The sequence below is a fragment of the Anaerocolumna sp. AGMB13020 genome (genome assembly GCF_033100115.1).
In the GTDB taxonomy this organism is placed as follows: Bacteria; Bacillota; Clostridia; order Lachnospirales; family Lachnospiraceae; genus Anaerocolumna.
The window spans coordinates 5,151,434-5,170,138 of the sequence record NZ_CP136910.1 but is presented as its reverse complement, the minus strand read 5'-3'; the positions used below and the strand labels follow the sequence as shown (position 1 = coordinate 5,170,138).

Genomic DNA, 18,705 nt, shown 5'->3' with positions numbered 1-18,705 from the left:
TACTGTCTCCACTTTACCAGATTGGCTGAAACAGAAATCTTGTCCTGTCTCAGCCTTTTAGCTTCTATATTTTATCCTTATAATATCCTGGTTCTCTTAGAACAGTATCTCATTTTATTGTCCGATATCGTAAACGGAACGTAGTTCAGGTCTTTTGTACTTTCTCTCTATTGACATCAATAATTAACAGAAAGCTTTAAATCACCTCTCACATTGGATACTTCTTCCTCTTCCATGTTCCATTTAAACTAACCGACTTCATTGGTTCCTCCTGTTACATTAAGGTCGAAAATAAATTTAAGAACCTCTGGTTAAGTTTCAATAACCAAGGACGTTGTCTCCATTCCTCATAGGTAAATTCATAACTTATTTCCATGGTAGCAATCAAGTCTTCCTTTATGTCATCGATTATATCTCTGTTACACATCCATAAACCACATTCGTAATGCAGGAAGAAACTGCGGTAATCCATATTGATGGTACCTACGATACCACAGTCTTCGTTTATGATCGTCTTAGCATGAATAAATCCGGGAGTATATTCATAAATTTTTACTCCACCCTCTAAAAGCTGTCCATAGTTGTAATTCGTAAGCTTCTTTACATTCTTTTTATCCGGAATGTTTGGAGTAATGATACGAACATCCACACCGCTTTTTGCTGCTTCTATCAGTGCCTGCTTCATATCATCCTCTATTACCAGATAAGGAGTGGTTATATAAACATACTTCTTCGCATAGTGGATTATCTGCTTATAGATGCTTTCGATAGGGTTATTGGGTCGATTGGCAGGTCCGTCAGAAATAACATGGCAGTAAACGTCATTCTCGGGGAATACTTTTGAAGGACGATAAGGATTATAGTCCATCCACTCCCCGCTCTTTGAGATCTCCCACATCTGCAGGAAGGTTACCGTAAGACCCCAAACTGCCTCACCCTCCACTCTGACCGCATTATCTTTCCATTTACCGAAACGTTCTATCAGGTTAACATATTCATCTGCCAGATTCATACCGCCGGTATAACCGATATTACCATCAATTACAATAATCTTTTGATGGCTTCTGTAATTCATATACAGCTTATCGGTATATTTATGAATAGGGTTAAATACTGCCGTTTCAATTCCTTCCGCCTCCAGATTTCTACGGAAATTCGGGGAAGTACGAAGGGTTGCACCAAAGTCATCATACATGAATTTTATCTCAACACCCTGACTCTTTTTCTGAAGCAGCAGCGTATGCATTCTATCCCAAAGTACTCCTTCTCCTACTATGAAGAAATTAATAAAGATAAACTGCCTGGCTTCTTCAATATCCTTAAAGATTGCCTCGAAGGTATCCTCTCCCATTGGATAATACGAAATACTGTTATTCTTAAACAACGGGAAATTCTGAGATTCCATATATTTTGACATTCTGCTTTTTGTAGGATATTTCATGGCATAACTTTTTGCATTTTCCTCCTTATAATGCAGGAAGGTATTACCGTGTTGAATGCATGCCATGATTTTCTTTTCAATTTTCTGAGTTGATCCTGACTTTCCCCATAACGCATACATAATATGCCCTGTAACGGGAAGCAGTAAAATAATACATATCCACGATATCTTATAGGAGGAGTTACGGTTGTCATTCACCAAACCAACTATAATAAAGATACTGGCTACTTCAATAAAAATATAAATATAAACAGAGCCGCTTACCCAATAACCCAGCATTACTATCAATAGCATCTGGATCAATACCAGAATTCCCACCAGGGAAACTCTTAGGATTCCGCTTAAATAGCTCTTTGTAGTTCCTATAATGTTGTCATTTGCACTCATGTCTTTCCACCTGCTGTTAACTCCTTCCAGACTTCCGGCAGTCTCTGCTGCTGCAACTTCTCTGGTGTCTGAATCAAGTTGTTCTCCTTTTCTAATACGGGCAATTACCTTTATATCGGGGAAGGCACGTAAAAGTCGCCTTTGTATCGGATTTCCTGATCCGATCATAGACTGAATTTTTGTGAGATAATCTTTGGCCTGAACTTCAATATCTTGTCTAAGAGATTTAAAATCAAAGTCTTCCAGATAATGATTTCTCTCCAAAAGCTTTTCCTTATTCTCATCCATAAATAGCCTGATTTTATCAGCCATTTCGGAAATTCGGTATCCCGAGAGTCTTTTCTTAAGCTCTTCTTTCGTCTCATAAATTCTGGTTTTTTCAATATAGTCAGTAAATTCTTCTTTTAGATGAAGCAATTCTGCAAATATACGATCCATCTTAAGGGTCTGTACAACTGTAATCCACATATCTATTATGAACAATAATAGTGCAATGGATACAACATAAATACCTGTAACACGGGGAATTGCCTCATAAGCACGGACAACCCTCGGCTGCAGCACTCCGATTTCCAAAAGAGACATAAAACCCCAGGCAGTTCCTGCCAGAAGGCATACTCTGCCCTTTATATTAAACAATTTATCACTGTAATCCCACCATCTTGCATGAAAAAGAACCTCCATAATCCAGGAAGTAAAATACTCCAGTATACTGGCTAAAATCATTCCGCCAAAGAATATCGTTAAGTATTGTGTTCTTATCTGCCAGAAGACTATGTATATAACAGTTGCGCCCACTCCGTAAATTGGAATAACCGGGCCATTAACAAATCCACGATTCACAAAAGACTTCTTTTTCACAGATACCAGCGTACTCTCATAAATCCAGCCGATAAAAGAATATGCGAAAAAATTATACAAAATATGCAGTAAATCAACTCCGAATATTTTTAAATCAAACATGACAACCACCCTTGTACCAAAATGTAATTAAGACCATTGTAACATAACTGGCAAGGAAAACCTAGATAAATTTTGCCATGAGCCCTGTCCTGACCTGTTCCGAGTTTCTTTCAGGCTGCACTTTTTGTCAAACTGCCAAAACATTCCCTGCTTGTAAACCCGACAGGTTATGATACAATATTCTTATTATAACCGGATATATTTTATTTTAGAATCGAGGTTTATATGCATACACAAAACAGTACCATACAAACAAAATACAACTATCCATTACATGAGCCTTATACAATAGAGGATATCTTTTTCTTTGATATTGAAACCACCGGATTTTCCCCAAAAACCTCCTATGTATATCTTATTGGCGGTATATATTATAGAAAAGGTTCATGGCATTTAATTCAGTGGCTTAATGAAGAACCTAACAAAGAAGCTCAGCTGATTGTTGAATTTGAAGCTTTCATAAAATCCTTTAAACGGATAATACACTACAACGGCAGCGGTTTCGATATCCCTTTTTTGCAGAAAAAGGCAGAATCATACGGACTAGCAGATCCATTTATAAAGCTGGAAAGTATTGACCTGTACAAACTGATACAACCCCTTAAAAGATTTCTTTCTCTGGAAAGCCTAAAATTAAAATCCCTTGAGGAATATTTAAAGCTCAAAAGAAAAGATACTTATTCCGGCGAAGAACTGATTCCTGTTTATTCTGGTTATGTAGGAAGGCTTCTTTATGAAAATATGAAAATTAAATCTGGAGAGCTTTCTGCTTATACAGTCAGTAACCAGGATACTCCCGATGCACAAAGTCTAAGAGATATCCTCCTCCTGCACAATGGAGAGGATGTGATAAATCTGCTTCCAATATCAGCTATGCTGTATTACTGTGATACCTTCAAAGCAGATTTTTTGACAGCATTTTATACTCCTCTTGCTTATCATCTCTTTGTAACAGATACTTTTATCGTTATAGAATTTAAGATGCCCTTTATATATCCTCTTCCGATTACAACAAGCTGTTCCATAAAAGAAAAAGGCTCCCTGAAAAAGGGCTTGGATTACCTTGAAGCAATGGAGCTTAAAGCAGAATTTATCAAGGATATCTTGAAGCTTCATCTGCCAGTCTATAACGGTACTTTGAAATACCATTTATCTCCGGCTTCTGATTATTTCTACCTTCCTTTAGAAGATACTGCAATTCATAAAAGCGTTGCCCAGTATGTAGATAAGGAGTACCGGCAAAAAGCCAAACCTGCTAATTGTTATATCAAGAAGCAAAGCCGGTTTATACCAGTTGGCGAAGACTATACCGGAACCTGCTTTAAGAAAAATTATTCCGACAGGATATCTTACATAGAAGCAGAGAACTTAGAGAAGCAATCCTTGGAAGAAATAATCACTACAGTAAAAGGTCTGATAAATTATATGAAAGAATTTTTTCGAATATAATGTCAAAGAATACATAACTCTTAAGAAATTCGTCAATACTATTTTTGTTCATTAAATCAATCGACGAAATGAACCATTCAATTTGGAATGTAAATAAAGTCTCAGAAGGAGTTTATGTATGGCAAACACGAAAAATAGCGGTTCAAAAAACAGTACTAAAAATAAGGCTGCAAGTATGAATCAAACCAGTACTGTAAGCGAAGTAAACACCAATGCGAATTCATCCATGAAGGACACCCACACATTAGACAGGACATCCGTAGTAAATTCAGATGAATCCGAAAGAAGAGACGGTCCGGGAGGAAACTAATCGGACAAAAATAAAAATGAGACCTTTCAGGTTTGCCTGAAGGTCTTATTTTTATTATTTCTTATTGTTTTGATAATTGTCACCCTGAAGTCCAAACACTGCACGTGCACTCTCGGCCTGCGGATCATGCTTAATGTGCTTGGAATGAAAGGTTCCATCTTCTTTTTTATTATTCTTAGTATTTTTCATTTTATTCTCTGCCATATAATGTCCTCCTGATCTATTGTTTTAGATTACATACAATAGTATAACAGTATCCTTATAAGCTCATTCACAATACATCCGTTATTTTATCAGAGATAAAAGGATTTAACCTCTGATAGCTTATAATCTTCATGAAAGATTTTAATCCACGCTCTAACTTTTGATTTATTATTTAATAATTCAAATGTAATCGTATGCAAGACATCATTATTAAGATAGCTGATACTAAGATGGTCAGCATATTTTCTATTGTTTCTGATACTTCTGACATTACTTAAAATCCTCATTTCAGAAATTTTATCGAAAGTTAATTTAAAATCAACACCACTTCTGCTGAAACGAAAACCATCATTCTCAAACCGTATGTAGCAAGCCGTATTACTCGGAAGAGAAAGCCCCGAACAATGGATTGCACTAATAAGAGTTTCTTGGTTTAATCTTAGAATATCCCGTTCCATATTACTTCTTGGTTTTTTTATAATCAGAACCAATGCTATCATCGTGAAAAGGATTGCAACAGGCAGACTTTCTGCTAAATTCCCCCGATTCCCAAGCACTCCTAATACAGATATTAATATCAGAAAACCACCGATTATTTTCTGCGCCAATTTCGTTTCTCCTTTGTACTTTTATATTCTCATATCAGTATACTCCACCTGCCTTTCAGCAGCAAGAGGCTATTAGAAATTCCTGACAGGCAGCGTTGTGTAAAAATCTTTCTAATCGCAAAAAAAAGGCTCCTGGAAAACCCCAGGGCCTTGATTTTTCACTACTGTTCTACAGAAATGATTTCTTTCTTGTTATAAGATCCACAAGCTTTGCATACTCTGTGAGGCATCATTAATTCGCCGCACTTGCTACACTTAACTAAATTAGGTGCAGACATTTTCCAGTTTGCTCTACGGCTGTCTCTTCTTGCTTTGGAAGATTTATTCTTTGGACAGATAGCTCCCATGATTACACCTCCTTAAAATTATTGAATATATCGCGGATTACTGACATTCTGGGATCCAAATCCTGTTTCTCACAAGTACAAGTCCCTTTGTTCAGATCGGAACCGCATACCTTGCAAAAGCCCTTACAATTCTCGTCACACAGAACCTTCATGGGAAAGTCTATTAGAATTTCGTCATAGACCAGTAAATCTACATCCAGATTATATTCATTAATATAGTTTGTTTCGTCCAATTCCTTAATACGTTCCTCTGAATCCTTCATAAAATCCAATTCCTTGGTAAATGTCAGATTGAATGGAGTTTCTACGTCTTTAAGGCATCTACTGCACGGAATTAAAAGAGAAATCTTTATGCTGCCTTCCAGCTCAACTTTCCGGTCTCCTAAATGGGTTATAGTAAAGTCCACCGGTTCCTTCTCAGTCAAAGGATAGTTTATACCTTCTATACAGAATTCCTCTGTTTCGATGGGAGCTTGTATAGAAACGATATTGCCCTTGACAGACATAATCTCAGACAAATTAATTAACATAGCAATCTCCTATCTTCGAAAATTCGCACTGTTACCATTATAATCAGTGATATAACTTTTGTCAACGGATATTTTAATTTTTCCGAATATATTTATGGAATTTTATGTCGTTTCAGTTTATGTTTATGCTAAAAGTTCAACGGTCTCTCTTGCAATTGCAAGTTCTTCATTTGTAGGGATGATATATACCTTAACCTTGGATTCAGGAGTTGAAAGTTCTATTTCTTTTCCTCTTGTATTGTTGTTCTCTTCGTTAAGGGTCACTCCTAAATAACCAAGATAGCTGATTGTTCCTTTTCTTACTGCCTTGTCATTCTCTCCAAGACCCGCTGTAAATATGATAGCATCAACACCATTCATTGCGGCTACATAAGAACCGATAGTCTTAGCAACATGATAGTTGAAAACATCTACTGCAAGAATAGCTTTTTCATTACCTAAAGCTGTAGCATCCTCTAAGTCTCTGAAATCGCTGGAAATTCCGGAAAGTCCAAGTACACCGGACTTCTTATTTAATACTTCCATTACCTGCTCAAGTGTCATATTTTCTTTATTCATCAGATATTCGATAATCGCAGGATCAATGCTTCCGCTTCTTGTACCCATAATAAGACCTTCAAGAGGAGTAAGTCCCATGCTGGTATCTACGGATTTACCATTTAATACAGCTGTAACACTGGATCCGTTACCAAGGTGGCATACGATTACTTTTGAATTATTCGGATCAAGTCCTAATAACTGAACTGCTCTTTTTGCTACAAAACTGTGACTGGTTCCGTGAAAACCATATCTTCTGATCTTGTAGTTTGAATAATATTCATAAGGAAGGCCATACAGGTAAGCTTTCTGAGGCATAGTCTGGTGGAAGGCAGTATCAAATACAGCTACCATGGGAACACCTGGTATCAGGTTCTGGCAAGCACGGATTCCAATAAGATTTGCAGGGTTATGGAGAGGTGCCAGGTCATTGCACTCTTCGATTCCGGCAATTACTTCTTCTGTAATAACAGTAGAGGAAGCAAATTTCTCACCGCCATGAACCACACGATGCCCAACTGCTCCAATTTCGTCAAGAGTCTTGATAACACCATATTCACTGCTTGTCAGCGCATCCAGTACATATTTAATAGCAGCTTCATGATCCTTCATGTCAGCATCCATTTTAATTTTCTCACCGCCGGCGGGTGTGTGAACCAGTCTTCCGTCGATTCCGATTCTTTCACAGATACCTACTGCCAGTGCTTTTTCTGTTACAGAGTCAATTAACTGATATTTAAGGGATGAGCTTCCGCAGTTTACAACTAATATTTTCATACTTGTTCTCCTTCTTTCTGGTAGTTTCCTATGTTTTATAGTAGAATTTTGCTTTTCCTGTAAGTATTAAGCCATAGAACATATGGTACTTTTTATGCTTGGACAGGTATAAAAACTTAATTCAGCTATTATTTCCGATTCTTAGTTAGCAGCTGCCTGAACAGCGGTAATAGCAATTACACCGACGATATCATCAGCACTGCAGCCTCTGGATAAATCGTTAACGGGTTTTGCAATACCCTGTGTAATAGGACCATAAGCTTCTGCTTTGGCAAGTCTCTGTGTAAGCTTGTAGCCGATATTACCTGCATCCAGGTCAGGGAAAATCAGTACATTCGCTTTTCCTGCAATGTCACTTCCAGGTGCTTTCTGCGCTCCAACACTTGGAACAATTGCAGCATCCAGCTGATACTCACCATCTATTTTGATATCAGGATAAGCTTCTTTTGCAAGCTTAGTTGCCTCTACTACTTTATCAACATCTGCATGTTTTGCACTGCCTTTTGTTGAATGGGAAAGCATCGCAACTACTGGTTCCTCACCTACCAAAAGCTGAAAGCTTTTTGCGGAGCTTCCTGCAATTGCAGCCAGTTCTTCAGCATTGGGATTTTGATTTAATCCAGAATCGGAGAAGATAAACGTACCATTTGCACCATATTCACAATTAGGTACAACCATAACAAAGAATGCAGAAACTAATTTCGTTCCGGGTGCTGTTTTTAATATTTGAAGGGAAGGTCTTAAAACATTAGCGGTTGCGTTAATAGCACCTGCTACCATACCGTCAGCATCTCCTGCCTTAACCATGGTAACGCCGAAAGTAAGATAATCTGATGTAAGACTTTCCTTTGCGGCTTCGGGTGTCATTCCTTTACTCTTTCTTAACTCCACAAGAAGGTCGATATAACCTGCCAGTTTTTCTGTTGTATGAGGATCTATGATTGCAGCTTTCGACAAATCAAGGCCTTCTGCGCCTTTCTTTATCTCCTCTTCATTACCTACCAGAATAATATTGGCAATTTCTTCTTCCAGAATCTTTGCGGCAGCTTCCAGAGTTCTTCTGTCGCTAGTCTCAGGCAAAACGATAGTCTTTTTATTCTGTTTTGCCCTTTCTTTAATAGTTTCAATGAATCCCATTACAAAATTCTCCTTTCGTAATACAAAAACATATGTTTGATACTCTTGTCCAAATAGATATACACCTGCCAGGTATATTATTCCATAGGAATTGAGCATATAATACCTCAGCATACATTATAGTCTAAAACTTTTTTAGTTACAAGTAACAAATTCAATCATTTTTATCGTTTATTTTGAAGTAGTTTTGTAGTATTTATAGTATGCCTCCCATTATTCCCAGTTTTCAAAGGTATTATAATAACCATTAAAGTTAATTTTCAGTTCATTATACATCTCTAGAGAATTCCTGGAATTTCGTTCTACATTTTTTATTATTTCATCATAATTAGACACAAGACAATTAACGGTAGCACGGCATACTTTACCGCCTTCCGCTTCTGTCTTGATTATACGTATGATTGTTTCTTTGTCATAGGCTTTCTTATAGCTTCTTACACCATAAAGAGCGCTTACAATATCTGCGACTCCAAGAATCCGCTGAGGCAATGTCAGCTGATCCCCTTTCAGCTTACGGAAATATCCTGAGCCATCCAGTTTTTCATGATGTCTTGCTGCGATTTCCACAATTTCTTCCTTGATGTAACCGTTTAGTATCTCATAAGTATCCTTTACGTGCCTTCTCATAATGGCCATCTCTTCTCCCGTCAGTCTTCCGGGAGACTCCAGAATATTAAGGGGTGTTGAGATTTTTCCGATATCATGCAGCAGAGCACCATAATGGAGGTTTATCTGATCCTCTTTCGACAGATCCATGAATCTGCCTATTTCGTCTGCAAGGCTGACGGTTGTTATTGTATGCATTACTGTATATTCGCTGCGGAAATCAATGGAATAAGCCAGCATATTGAGGTACTTGTCCTTTTCCACTGCTGTCATTTTGATGCCTTCCAATAGCTTATTCAATTCCCCTGAATATGACCTGTCCTTGGTATGTTCTATAACATTATATGTACTGTTTGCTTTTATGAATGATTGAATTGCTTTTTTAGAATATTTTATTTCGGACTTTTCATTAAGAAGCCTGATAATATCCTTCTCATTATAATAGGTAAGTATAACATCCACTCTGTCTGCCAGTTTTAGATAGTTACCAAGCTCTTTGAGCGGTGTCAGATTTTGTTTGATATTATAATAATCGGTATGATGATATAGCACTATTTCAGCAAATTCACTTAAGGGCGACAGATATTTTAAGAACAGATATCCATAAATGGAATGTTCAAAGTTCTTATTCGCTTCTAATTGAAGCATATCCTTAATATCATCTTCACGAAAGGCTCCGATGTCATGCAGCAGCCCCACAAGTGTATATATCCTAAGCTCATCCTCGCTGTACTTGTTTTCGCAGGATAACATTTTGTAAAAGATATAGCCGACTCTTTCGCCATGATTCATCAATCTGTTGTCCATCAGATTCAGAGTCTTGCGCAATATATTTATCATCTCTTTGTTTCCAATAACCTCCATACAGTCAACCCTTTTCTCTTATACGACACATCACGATATAATATACTATATTACTACATTTTCTTAGGTAATAGTAACACAGTCACAACAGACTGGCAAGGGTACATAAAATATTTCCATACAAAAAAAGATACTGTTAGGCCTAATGGACTAACAGTATCTTTGTTGCAAAATTAAATTGTAGGAGTGAAATTTGCAGCAATTAGAATCTTCTAAGCTCTTTGACTGATTCCGGAAGTTTAGCCTGGTAGCCGAAAAATACGCAAGCAGAATTAGCTGACTTTTTGGCATTACCAATAGCTATTTTTGAAACTGCGTTTAATACTTTCTTCTCAACCTGGTTCTTCATGGTAAACCTCCTTATTAATCTTAAAAGCGATTCCTGATTACAAAATTATTATAGTAAATATTTCATATTATTACAATATACCTTGTCTATTCTACATGTTTTATGTCTATTCTACATTTTATTAGCATCATTTGATACCTTTATCTCACTCTGATGATTTATTTTCTTTTATAAATATTAATTTACCAGTAAAAGCAGCTATCATTTCAAAGAATAAACTTAAGGCAATAACAAAACTATAATCAAACTGGTCCGTCATGTATAAAAAAAGTGTTATTGTCAGAAGCAATACAATGATAAAACCAGCCTTGCTCCTGTAATATATTTTTTCCGATTCGTCCATAGGTCTTGCGGCTGTTTCCACCGGAATCAGAAAAAGCAGGATGGCACTGGATATGGAGGCCAGATACACACTGGACAAATAGAAATTCTCATCACACAGCTTTATCAGCAGAAGCATGGATAGTACAGTCAAACAGGATACAATATAGCATTTAAGCTTCGTAGAGGCATGATAACCGCCTGAATATTCTCTTAACGGTATAAAGACAGCAAGAAATAAGAGAAGCCCGGTGAGTTCTCCAATAAGAACTCCCATAACTATGTATGTAAGTAAATGCAGTATTTTAAGCATAGCTGTTTCTATACCAAACAGGTACAGTTCAGACTCCTGCTCTTTAATGATACCTTTTTTTATCAGCCGGTCAACCAGTCTGACAGCTGTCTTATCTAACACCCGAATCCCCTCCGATTCAAAAAACCTGTTTACTTTTTATTATAAATTGGCAGTAAGTAAAATCAAGTACCTGTGTCTAATCGACATGTTTTTTGTCTATTCTACTTGTCCTAAGTGCTATACCCTCTTCCCCTTCTTTGAGAGTACAATGCTGCAGGAATACATTCCATCTTCTTTTTGAATATTAAAGTCTCCCTTGTACTTCTCTACTACTTTTACAACATTTGGAATTCCAATCCCCGCATGTTCTCCCCTTCGGTGATGCTCTATGATGCTGATATGTGAGTTATTATACGCATTCTCAATCATAGGATTCTTTATGGTTATCGCTACCAGATTATTAAAGGAGCCGACTTTTAAATTGATGATCCTGCCACTGCTTAACCTGGCACAGGCTTCAATCGCATTATCAAGCAAATTGGCAAATATCGTTGTAAGATCCATATTATCAATAAAACTCAGATCAATCTCATCGATTTTACATTGGAACTCAATTTTATGATTTTCCGCCAGCTTTATCTTATCATTAAGAATGATATTAAGCATACGGTTGGTCGTATACTCGTTAAGACGGAAAGCATCCAGACGGTTATGTATTGTTATGGCATACTCCCTGGCTGCTCCTGTTTCCTGATGCATATACAGCTCTTCGATAGAACGTATATGTCTTTTAACATCATGAATGATACTTAAAGATTCTCTGTATTGCAGTTCCAGTGCATCATAATACTGATACTGCATCTTAGACTGCTGTCCGAAGAGTTTGTTCTCATAAATCAGACGGTTATTTTCCGATTCATGTTCCAGAATGTTAAGAAAATAAATATTTATAACGACTATTCCTACACAGGTAATCATTACGCAGATTATAGCCGATTGACTCTTGATATCTTTCATTAATATAGAAAGACTGTAGATATTCAGCACACTGAAAAAAGCATAAATAAACGTGAACAGGTACTGTCGTCTGCTAAGATGGCTGATATCCTTCTTTTTTGCATATCGTAATAAGACCATATGGCTGATAAAAATAACAAGTAACTGACTGATGGTGATATCATAGAAATTTTTAAGTCTGTCTGATTCAATAACGATATCCGACATATTATAAATACTGTGAAGTATAAGAATACCAATGGATTCACAAGCACTCATACCTATTATCAGGATTACGGTAAACAACAGTGTATGCATTACTTTTCCCTTATACATTCTGACTGCCAGTATGACAGTTATCCCGAACACTGTTATAAGGTTAAGCCATGCGTTGTTAAGGGCATTCACTCCTGCCAGCAAGAGAACAAATAACGTTTCAATCAATAAATAAACCCATCTTGCCCGATTCTTCTCAAACAATGTTCCCATAAAATCAATTATGATATGTACTGAAACAAAACTGGACAAAAATAGCCCCACTATATAAATTACCTCATTCATACTAATCCCTATCCGATTACCTATTATAGGTTCCTTTCCATTTGTTTTTGAAGGAAATCCCTCATAACCCGTTTAAATTCAGAGGATCTTTTCTGAGCAACCGGGATAACATCATAATTTGTCATTATTATTTCGTCCTTGAAATAATCCTGCATATGATTAATGTTAACCACGAAGCTCTGATGAGGCATCACAAAATCATATTTACGAAATTTCTCCTCTAAAGAAGATATGGTTTCATTGACTATATAATTCCCCTTCGAGGTAACAACCTTGATCTTACGGTCATTCCTTTCAAAATAAAAAATATCCTCCACCGCAAAGCGCATGGTACTCTTGCCGGTGTTTATTTCCACCATCTCTTTTTTTCTGCCATAACTTGGCTTGTTTTGTGTGAGTTTCTCAAGCACCTCATTCATCTGCTTATAAATCATTTCCTTGCTGACTGGTTTGTCCAGATATTCAAAGGCATGAACGGATAATGCTTCTTTCGTAAGGCCTATATGGCTGGTTATAAAGATGATTTCAACCTGCTTGTCCTTTTTGCGAATACTCTTGGCAGTCTCCATTCCATCAATTCCACCCATATAAATATCCAGAAATACAATGTCAAATTCTTCCCAGGAAGTCAGAAGCTCTTCACCCCTTCGAAATAAAAAGGTCTTAAGCGTTAAATCTCTCTCGTTACCGTATTGCTTAATGACATTGTCAAGCATAGCAAGCTCATCTGTTTGATCATCACATAGCGCAATTTTAATCATATTACCCCCCAGTTTACTATTTTCCATACTTATTATACCAACTACTCCATGGTTTCGCATCATTTTTTGAAAATTTTGTTAAATTCTGGTTGTCTGGGAGCACTTCGTGGTACCTGGTTTATATCCCTTTACATAAAGCCTTTTTTCAACTATAGTAGATATATAAAAAGCGAAAGTATGAGGTCTACATGAAAGTTGTTGGTTTAATTACCGAATATAATCCCTTCCATAACGGGCATTATTATCATATAAAAGAAGCCAGAAAGGAAACCGGTGCTGACTACTGTGTCGTGGTCATGAGCGGAAATTATGTGCAAAGAGGAGCACCGGCTTTTCTGGATAAATACACCCGAACACAAATGGCCCTGGCTTGCGGAGCAGATCTGGTTCTGGAATTGCCTGTATCCTTTGCCAGCAGCAGTGCAGAGTATTTTTCCATGGGGGCTGTATCTCTGCTAAACGGTATAGGTGTTGTAGATTCCCTGTGTTTTGGCAGTGAGTGCGGAAGTATCAGCCTTTTGGAGGAGGCCTCTAAAATACTTGAGACAGAACCTCCATTGTTTAAGTCAAAGCTTAACGAAGCCTTAAAAGATGGTAAGACTTTTCCTCAAGCCAGAATGGAAGCACTTGCACCCTTTCTGTCCGACTCGGATGCCTCTTTCCTGGCCTCACCGAATAATATATTAGGCATGGAATACATTAGAGCCCTGCACACCCTGCAAAGTCCCATTACCCCCTATACAATCAAACGGGTTTTTGCCGGTTATCACAAGGAGGATCTCAATGAAGGGAAGGATTCCGTTATCAGCAGTGCTACTGCTATCAGAAAGGCCTTAAAAGATGGTATTGGACTGTCTGCATTAATGCAGCATATTCCTTCAGAGGCCTACCCTTACTTAAAGAACTCCTATGAAATAACCTGGCCAGTGACAGAAGACGACTTTTCCCTTTTGCTCCAATACAAACTAATGGCAGAAAGCAAGCAATCCTTGACGAAGTATCTGGATGTCACACCTGACCTGGCTAACCGAATTGCCGGTATATTAAGACCCGGTCTGACTTTTCTGGATGCTGCCAGGGAGATGAAATCCAGACAGTGGACACTCACCAGAATTAACCGCTCCCTGCTGCATATAATGCTTAATATAACAGAGGACACCATGAAACTGTACAAAGCAGAAGGTTATGCCCAATACGCCAGAATTCTTGGCATCAGGAAAAGTTCTTCTCCTCTCCTGCGTGCCATGGCTAAGAAAAGTAATCTTCCTCTTATTACAAAGGTTGGTGGAGCTGCTGATAAGCTAAAGGAGACTGGACAGAAAATGTTTAAGGAAGATTTATTTGCAGCAGCCTTGTATAATGAAGTAATTTATCATAAATTTGGTATATTACCAAAGAGTGAATACAAACAAGGAATCATATTACAGGATTAACTTCCTGCAATATGATTCCCTGTATTTGATTAATCCACTAACTTCTCCATTGCATCCAGTAATTCTTCAAATAGATTAAGTGCCTGTATAACCGGCTCTCGGCTGCTCATATCCACACCAGCCTTCTTTAACAGCTCGATTGGATAATCGGAACTTCCTCCCTGAAGGAACTTGCCGATATAGTCCTCGACTGCTTTGCCGCCTTCCTTCAATATTTTTCTGGAAAGAGCTATTGCTGCAGAATAACCTGTTGCATACTGATACACATAAAAAGCCGTATAAAAATGCGGTATTCTTGCCCACTCATAAGCAATTTCGTCATCTACCACAATATCCTTGCCATAATAAAGACTTACAAGCTCCTTGTACTGGGCGCTTAAATTCTCCGCCGTTAATGCTTCCCCTTTTAAAGCTTTCTCATGAACCAGCATCTCAAACTCCGCAAACATAGTCTGTCGGTACAACGTTGTACGGAACTGTTCCAGGAAATGATTGATAAGGTAAGCCTTCTGCTTCTTATCCTCTGTTTTTGATAGCAGATATTCCATCAGAAGCGCTTCATTACAGGTAGATGCAACCTCTGCTACAAAGATCTTATAACCGGCATAAGTAATAGGCTGGGCATTATCAGAGAAGTAGCTGTGAAGGGCATGCCCCATTTCATGAGCTAAGGTAAATACATTGTCAAGGCTTCCGTTATAATTCAATAGAACATAGGGGTGTGTTCCATAGGCACCCCAGGAATAAGCACCGCTTCTTTTTCCTTCGTTCTCATAGATATCGATCCATCTGTCATTAAATCCTTCCAACAGAACTTTTCTGTAACGCTCGCCTAAGGGTTCAAGGCCATTAACAACCAGCTCTTTCGCTTCCTCAAAGCTGTATTTGGTATCCACATCTTTAATGATGGGTGTATACAAGTCATACATATGCAATTCTTTAACACCCATCAGTTTCTTTCTTAAAGCTACATAACGGTGCATAAGAGGCATTTTTTCATGTACGGATTCTATCAGATTCTTATACACTTCTGCCGGTATATTACTTCCATACAGCTTCATCGCCATCGCAGAAGGAAATTTTCTGGCTTTTGCAAAGAAAGCATCTTTCTTAACATTTGCACTGTATATTGCTGCAAGGGTATTCTTATTCTTCATATAGGTAGCATAAAGATTTTTAAAGGCATCCCTTCTTACTCTCGGGTCAGCACTCTCCAGAAATGCAATAAATCTGCCGTGAGTAATTTCCACCTGATTTCCTTCCTCATCTTCTATTGACGGGAACTTAATATCCGCATTATTAAACATTGAGAAAATTGTCTGAGGTGAAGAAGCCATGTCCCCAGCTTCTGCCAGGAGTTCTTCCATCTCACCGCTAAGTGTATGAGGTTTATTTCGAATTATCTCATTTAATGCAAATCTGTACTGAGATAAATCCGGTGTATTCTTTAGAAAGTTCTCAAGAATCTCCTCAGGTATAGATAAGATTTCTGCATTGGCAAAGGAGGTTGCAGAATCAAAAGCGACAGCCAGATTTCCTGCCTGATCAGCGAATCCCTGGTATAGAGCATTCCCTGTATCTTCATGGTATTTCTGGTTGGCATATACATAAACCCTCTCAAGGTGGTAGGATATCTCATCCTGGAGCTTCAAAAATTCATGCAGCTGTTTCCCGGACTGCAACAGTTTGCCCTGATAAGCTTTTATTTTTTCCACTTCTTCTTTTGTTTCATTATATTCCTTTTTCCATAACTCATCTTTTTCAAAAAGATCTTCAATTGCCCATTTATCCGCTTGTTGGATTTCACTTCGTTTTTTGAGTTTCGCTTGTGCCATATTAATAACCATACCTTTCTTTTCCCTGCAGGCTTGAGCCGCAGTCATATATTTTTGCATGTATTTCTTCTCTTTCACACCATTCATTTGGTCTTTGTACCCACCAAATATACTCTTTTTATCATTCACATGAATCTTACCACATATTACACAATAGGATTAGCATTGCTATGCCCATAAGTTTTTCCGCCCTCTATTATAACATAGAATCCAAGGTAAATAATACCTTTTTTTACAGATGAAATTTAATTCATGGCATATACCTACTGCATGTCAAATAGATTATAATAACACTTGAAGGAAAGGCTAGATCTTAATCTAACATAATCTAAATGAACGCAAGGAAAAATTATATTAAAAGAAATTTACCGAAAGCCGGAATTTTAGTATTTCTTGCTTTCCTCCTTATATTTCCCTCTTCCTCTTATCTAGGGGCAAAAAAAGGACTTATGCTCTGGTTTAACACGCTGCTTCCCACATTGCTGCCATTTATGATATTATCCAACCTGATTGTCCGAATGAGAATCACAGTGCCCTTAAGCCGTATCTTATATCCTGTATTCCATCGGATCTTTAAGGTTACGGAAAACGGATGTTATCCGGTACTGATTGGTTTTTTATCCGGAATACCAGTTGGAGCCAAGACCACGGCAGATATGCTTGAGAGAGGAGAACTCAGCGAAAACGAAGGCCAGTACCTTTTGGGCTTATGCAACAATGCAAGTCCGATGTTTATTATGAGTTATATTTCCCTGTCACAGCTTAATAAACCAGAAATCCGCTTTATCCTATTGCTGATTCTCTATTCCTCCGCACTGATTGCTACTATGCTCTGGCAGCATCTTCCCTTCTTGCATCGATCCATATCGACCTTAAGCATGGATAGCACTGTCGTATCAAAGAGCAGTAACCAATTTGATATGAAAAAACTGGACAATAGTATTATGGATGCCTTTGATATTATAACCCGAGTCGGAGGTTATGTTATCCTGTTTTCTATTGCCGCTCAGATAATTACGGATACTCTTACCGGCAGCAGCCCATTTAAACTGGTTTTATTAGGATTTCTGGAAATCACTACTGGTATAAATAAATTAAGTACTGCCCCCCTGTCAATGGACCTGAAAATAGCCCTGATTACCATGATAACTGCCTTCGGCGGTTTGTCCGGTCTGGCGCAAACCAACAGTGTTATCAGTAATACAAGGCTATCCATTCGTACATATTTTATTCAAAAGGTGCTGCATATGTTCATCGCTTTATTTATGGCAATCCTTTATGTACAACTTTCTTAATAACACAGACTGCTGATAGCAACTTTGATTAAATTATTCGTCAATGCCTTTTAGAAAGGTATTTTCGTCAAATTCATAGTCATCATCATAATCAACTTGTTCCGCGTTTTCCCTGGTCTGTGCTGCTTCCTGCCTATAGGCTGTCTCCTGAGGAGAGGGCTCACTGACCAGTTCTCTTTTGTTGCTGGCAAGGATATCAAGATTTCCTCTTAAAGCATTTAAGAGATTCTCGTATTTTGTTCTACTGCTTTCATAGGCATTCTGAATAGCCGCTTCTGCATCTGTAAGCATGTCAGCAGTATAGGCAAGTGCTCCCTGCCGTATCTGAATTGCATCTTCATTCGCTTCATTTATTATACGGCTGCCTTCTTCCGATGCATTTTTTACAAGAGAATCAGCCTGATAATATGCCTGCTGCATTATTTCACTTTCATCCAGCAGCGCATTGGCTCTTTCTCCGGCCTCCGCAAGTATAGCTGCTGCTTTTTCTTCTGCATCAGCGATGATTGCATCTCTGTTTGCTATGATTTTCTGGTAGCGCTTAATCTCATCCGGTGTCCTTAAGCGTAACTCATCCAACAAATCATATAGCTCATCTTTGGGAACTATTACTTTTGTGGATGAAAGGGGCTGCATTCTACAGCTTTCCACAAATTCATAGATATCTTCAATTAATTGTTCTATTCTGCTGGCACCCAT

18 protein-coding genes are annotated in these 18,705 nt (G+C 37.9%); 4 read left to right on the top strand and 14 right to left on the bottom strand.

The window, feature by feature from the left end:
* Nucleotides 1–274: 274 nt before the first annotated feature.
* Entirely contained in the window at nucleotides 275–2,791 is a 2,517-nt protein-coding gene (cls, locus tag R2R35_RS21770; RefSeq protein ID WP_317731961.1) for a cardiolipin synthase, read from the bottom strand.
* Nucleotides 2,792–3,016: 225 nt separating this feature from the next.
* Between cls and R2R35_RS21765 the strand changes: the two genes are divergently transcribed.
* Both R2R35_RS21765 and R2R35_RS21760 read left to right on the top strand, forming a co-directional pair.
* Nucleotides 3,017–4,240, top strand: a complete 1,224-nt coding sequence (locus tag R2R35_RS21765) for a ribonuclease H-like domain-containing protein (protein WP_317731960.1) — start codon at nucleotides 3,017–3,019, stop codon at nucleotides 4,238–4,240.
* 118 nt (nucleotides 4,241–4,358) lie between these two features.
* Nucleotides 4,359–4,550 (top strand): hypothetical protein, encoded by a 192-nt coding sequence (locus R2R35_RS21760; RefSeq protein ID WP_317731959.1) that lies wholly within the window; start codon nucleotides 4,359–4,361, stop codon nucleotides 4,548–4,550.
* 54 nt (nucleotides 4,551–4,604) lie between these two features.
* Here R2R35_RS21760 and R2R35_RS21755 read toward each other — a convergent pair whose 3' ends face one another.
* The 11 genes from R2R35_RS21755 to R2R35_RS21705 all read right to left on the bottom strand — a co-directional run bounded on the left by R2R35_RS21755 (nucleotide 4,605) and on the right by R2R35_RS21705 (nucleotide 13,443).
* A complete protein-coding gene (locus R2R35_RS21755; protein WP_317731958.1) occupies nucleotides 4,605–4,754 on the bottom strand; it encodes a CPC_1213 family protein in 150 nt (49 codons plus the stop codon).
* A gap of 89 nt (nucleotides 4,755–4,843) precedes the next feature.
* Complete coding sequence (locus R2R35_RS21750) at nucleotides 4,844–5,362, bottom strand: hypothetical protein (protein ID WP_317731957.1); 519 nt, start codon at nucleotides 5,360–5,362, stop codon at nucleotides 4,844–4,846.
* A 161-nt stretch (nucleotides 5,363–5,523) separates the two neighbouring features.
* The gene (gene rpmF, locus R2R35_RS21745) at nucleotides 5,524–5,709 is read right to left on the bottom strand and encodes a 50S ribosomal protein L32 (RefSeq protein ID WP_317731956.1); all 186 of its coding nucleotides are present in this window, start codon (nucleotides 5,707–5,709) and stop codon (nucleotides 5,524–5,526) included.
* A gap of 2 nt (nucleotides 5,710–5,711) precedes the next feature.
* The gene (locus R2R35_RS21740) at nucleotides 5,712–6,239 is read right to left on the bottom strand and encodes a YceD family protein (RefSeq protein WP_317731955.1); all 528 of its coding nucleotides are present in this window, start codon (nucleotides 6,237–6,239) and stop codon (nucleotides 5,712–5,714) included.
* Between the two features lie 123 nt (nucleotides 6,240–6,362).
* Nucleotides 6,363–7,553, bottom strand: coding sequence for an acetate/propionate family kinase (locus tag R2R35_RS21735; RefSeq protein ID WP_317731954.1), 1,191 nt, complete (start codon nucleotides 7,551–7,553; stop codon nucleotides 6,363–6,365).
* Nucleotides 7,554–7,694: 141 nt separating this feature from the next.
* On the bottom strand, nucleotides 7,695–8,690 hold the full coding sequence (gene pta / locus R2R35_RS21730; protein WP_317731953.1) for a phosphate acetyltransferase: 996 nt from the start codon (nucleotides 8,688–8,690) through the stop codon (nucleotides 7,695–7,697).
* A 213-nt stretch (nucleotides 8,691–8,903) separates the two neighbouring features.
* Nucleotides 8,904–10,160 (bottom strand): HD domain-containing phosphohydrolase, encoded by a 1,257-nt coding sequence (locus R2R35_RS21725; protein ID WP_317731952.1) that lies wholly within the window; start codon nucleotides 10,158–10,160, stop codon nucleotides 8,904–8,906.
* A gap of 202 nt (nucleotides 10,161–10,362) precedes the next feature.
* Nucleotides 10,363–10,509 (bottom strand): cyclic lactone autoinducer peptide, encoded by a 147-nt coding sequence (locus tag R2R35_RS21720; protein ID WP_317731951.1) that lies wholly within the window; start codon nucleotides 10,507–10,509, stop codon nucleotides 10,363–10,365.
* Between the two features lie 145 nt (nucleotides 10,510–10,654).
* Nucleotides 10,655–11,245: an accessory gene regulator ArgB-like protein gene (locus tag R2R35_RS21715; RefSeq protein ID WP_317731950.1), complete on the bottom strand. Its 591-nt coding sequence runs from the start codon at nucleotides 11,243–11,245 to the stop codon at nucleotides 10,655–10,657.
* 117 nt (nucleotides 11,246–11,362) lie between these two features.
* Nucleotides 11,363–12,682, bottom strand: a complete 1,320-nt coding sequence (locus R2R35_RS21710; RefSeq protein WP_317731949.1) for an ATP-binding protein — start codon at nucleotides 12,680–12,682, stop codon at nucleotides 11,363–11,365.
* A gap of 23 nt (nucleotides 12,683–12,705) precedes the next feature.
* On the bottom strand, nucleotides 12,706–13,443 hold the full coding sequence (locus R2R35_RS21705) for a LytR/AlgR family response regulator transcription factor (protein ID WP_317731948.1): 738 nt from the start codon (nucleotides 13,441–13,443) through the stop codon (nucleotides 12,706–12,708).
* A 188-nt stretch (nucleotides 13,444–13,631) separates the two neighbouring features.
* On the opposite strand from R2R35_RS21705, the gene R2R35_RS21700 reads away from it, so the two are divergent.
* Nucleotides 13,632–14,876 carry a nucleotidyltransferase gene (locus tag R2R35_RS21700; protein ID WP_317731947.1) on the top strand — a complete coding sequence of 415 codons (1,245 nt, stop codon included), beginning with the start codon at nucleotides 13,632–13,634 and terminating at the stop codon, nucleotides 14,874–14,876.
* A 29-nt stretch (nucleotides 14,877–14,905) separates the two neighbouring features.
* On the opposite strand, the gene pepF is transcribed toward R2R35_RS21700, so the two are convergent.
* A complete protein-coding gene (gene pepF, locus R2R35_RS21695; protein WP_317731946.1) occupies nucleotides 14,906–16,840 on the bottom strand; it encodes an oligoendopeptidase F in 1,935 nt (644 codons plus the stop codon).
* 320 nt (nucleotides 16,841–17,160) lie between these two features.
* Here pepF and R2R35_RS21690 point away from each other — a divergent pair, with 320 nt between their 5' ends.
* Nucleotides 17,161–18,006 carry a hypothetical protein gene (locus R2R35_RS21690; RefSeq protein WP_317731945.1) on the top strand — a complete coding sequence of 282 codons (846 nt, stop codon included), beginning with the start codon at nucleotides 17,161–17,163 and terminating at the stop codon, nucleotides 18,004–18,006.
* Between the two features lie 33 nt (nucleotides 18,007–18,039).
* On the opposite strand, the gene R2R35_RS21685 is transcribed toward R2R35_RS21690, so the two are convergent.
* Complete coding sequence (locus R2R35_RS21685) at nucleotides 18,040–18,705, bottom strand: ATPase (RefSeq protein ID WP_317731944.1); 666 nt, start codon at nucleotides 18,703–18,705, stop codon at nucleotides 18,040–18,042.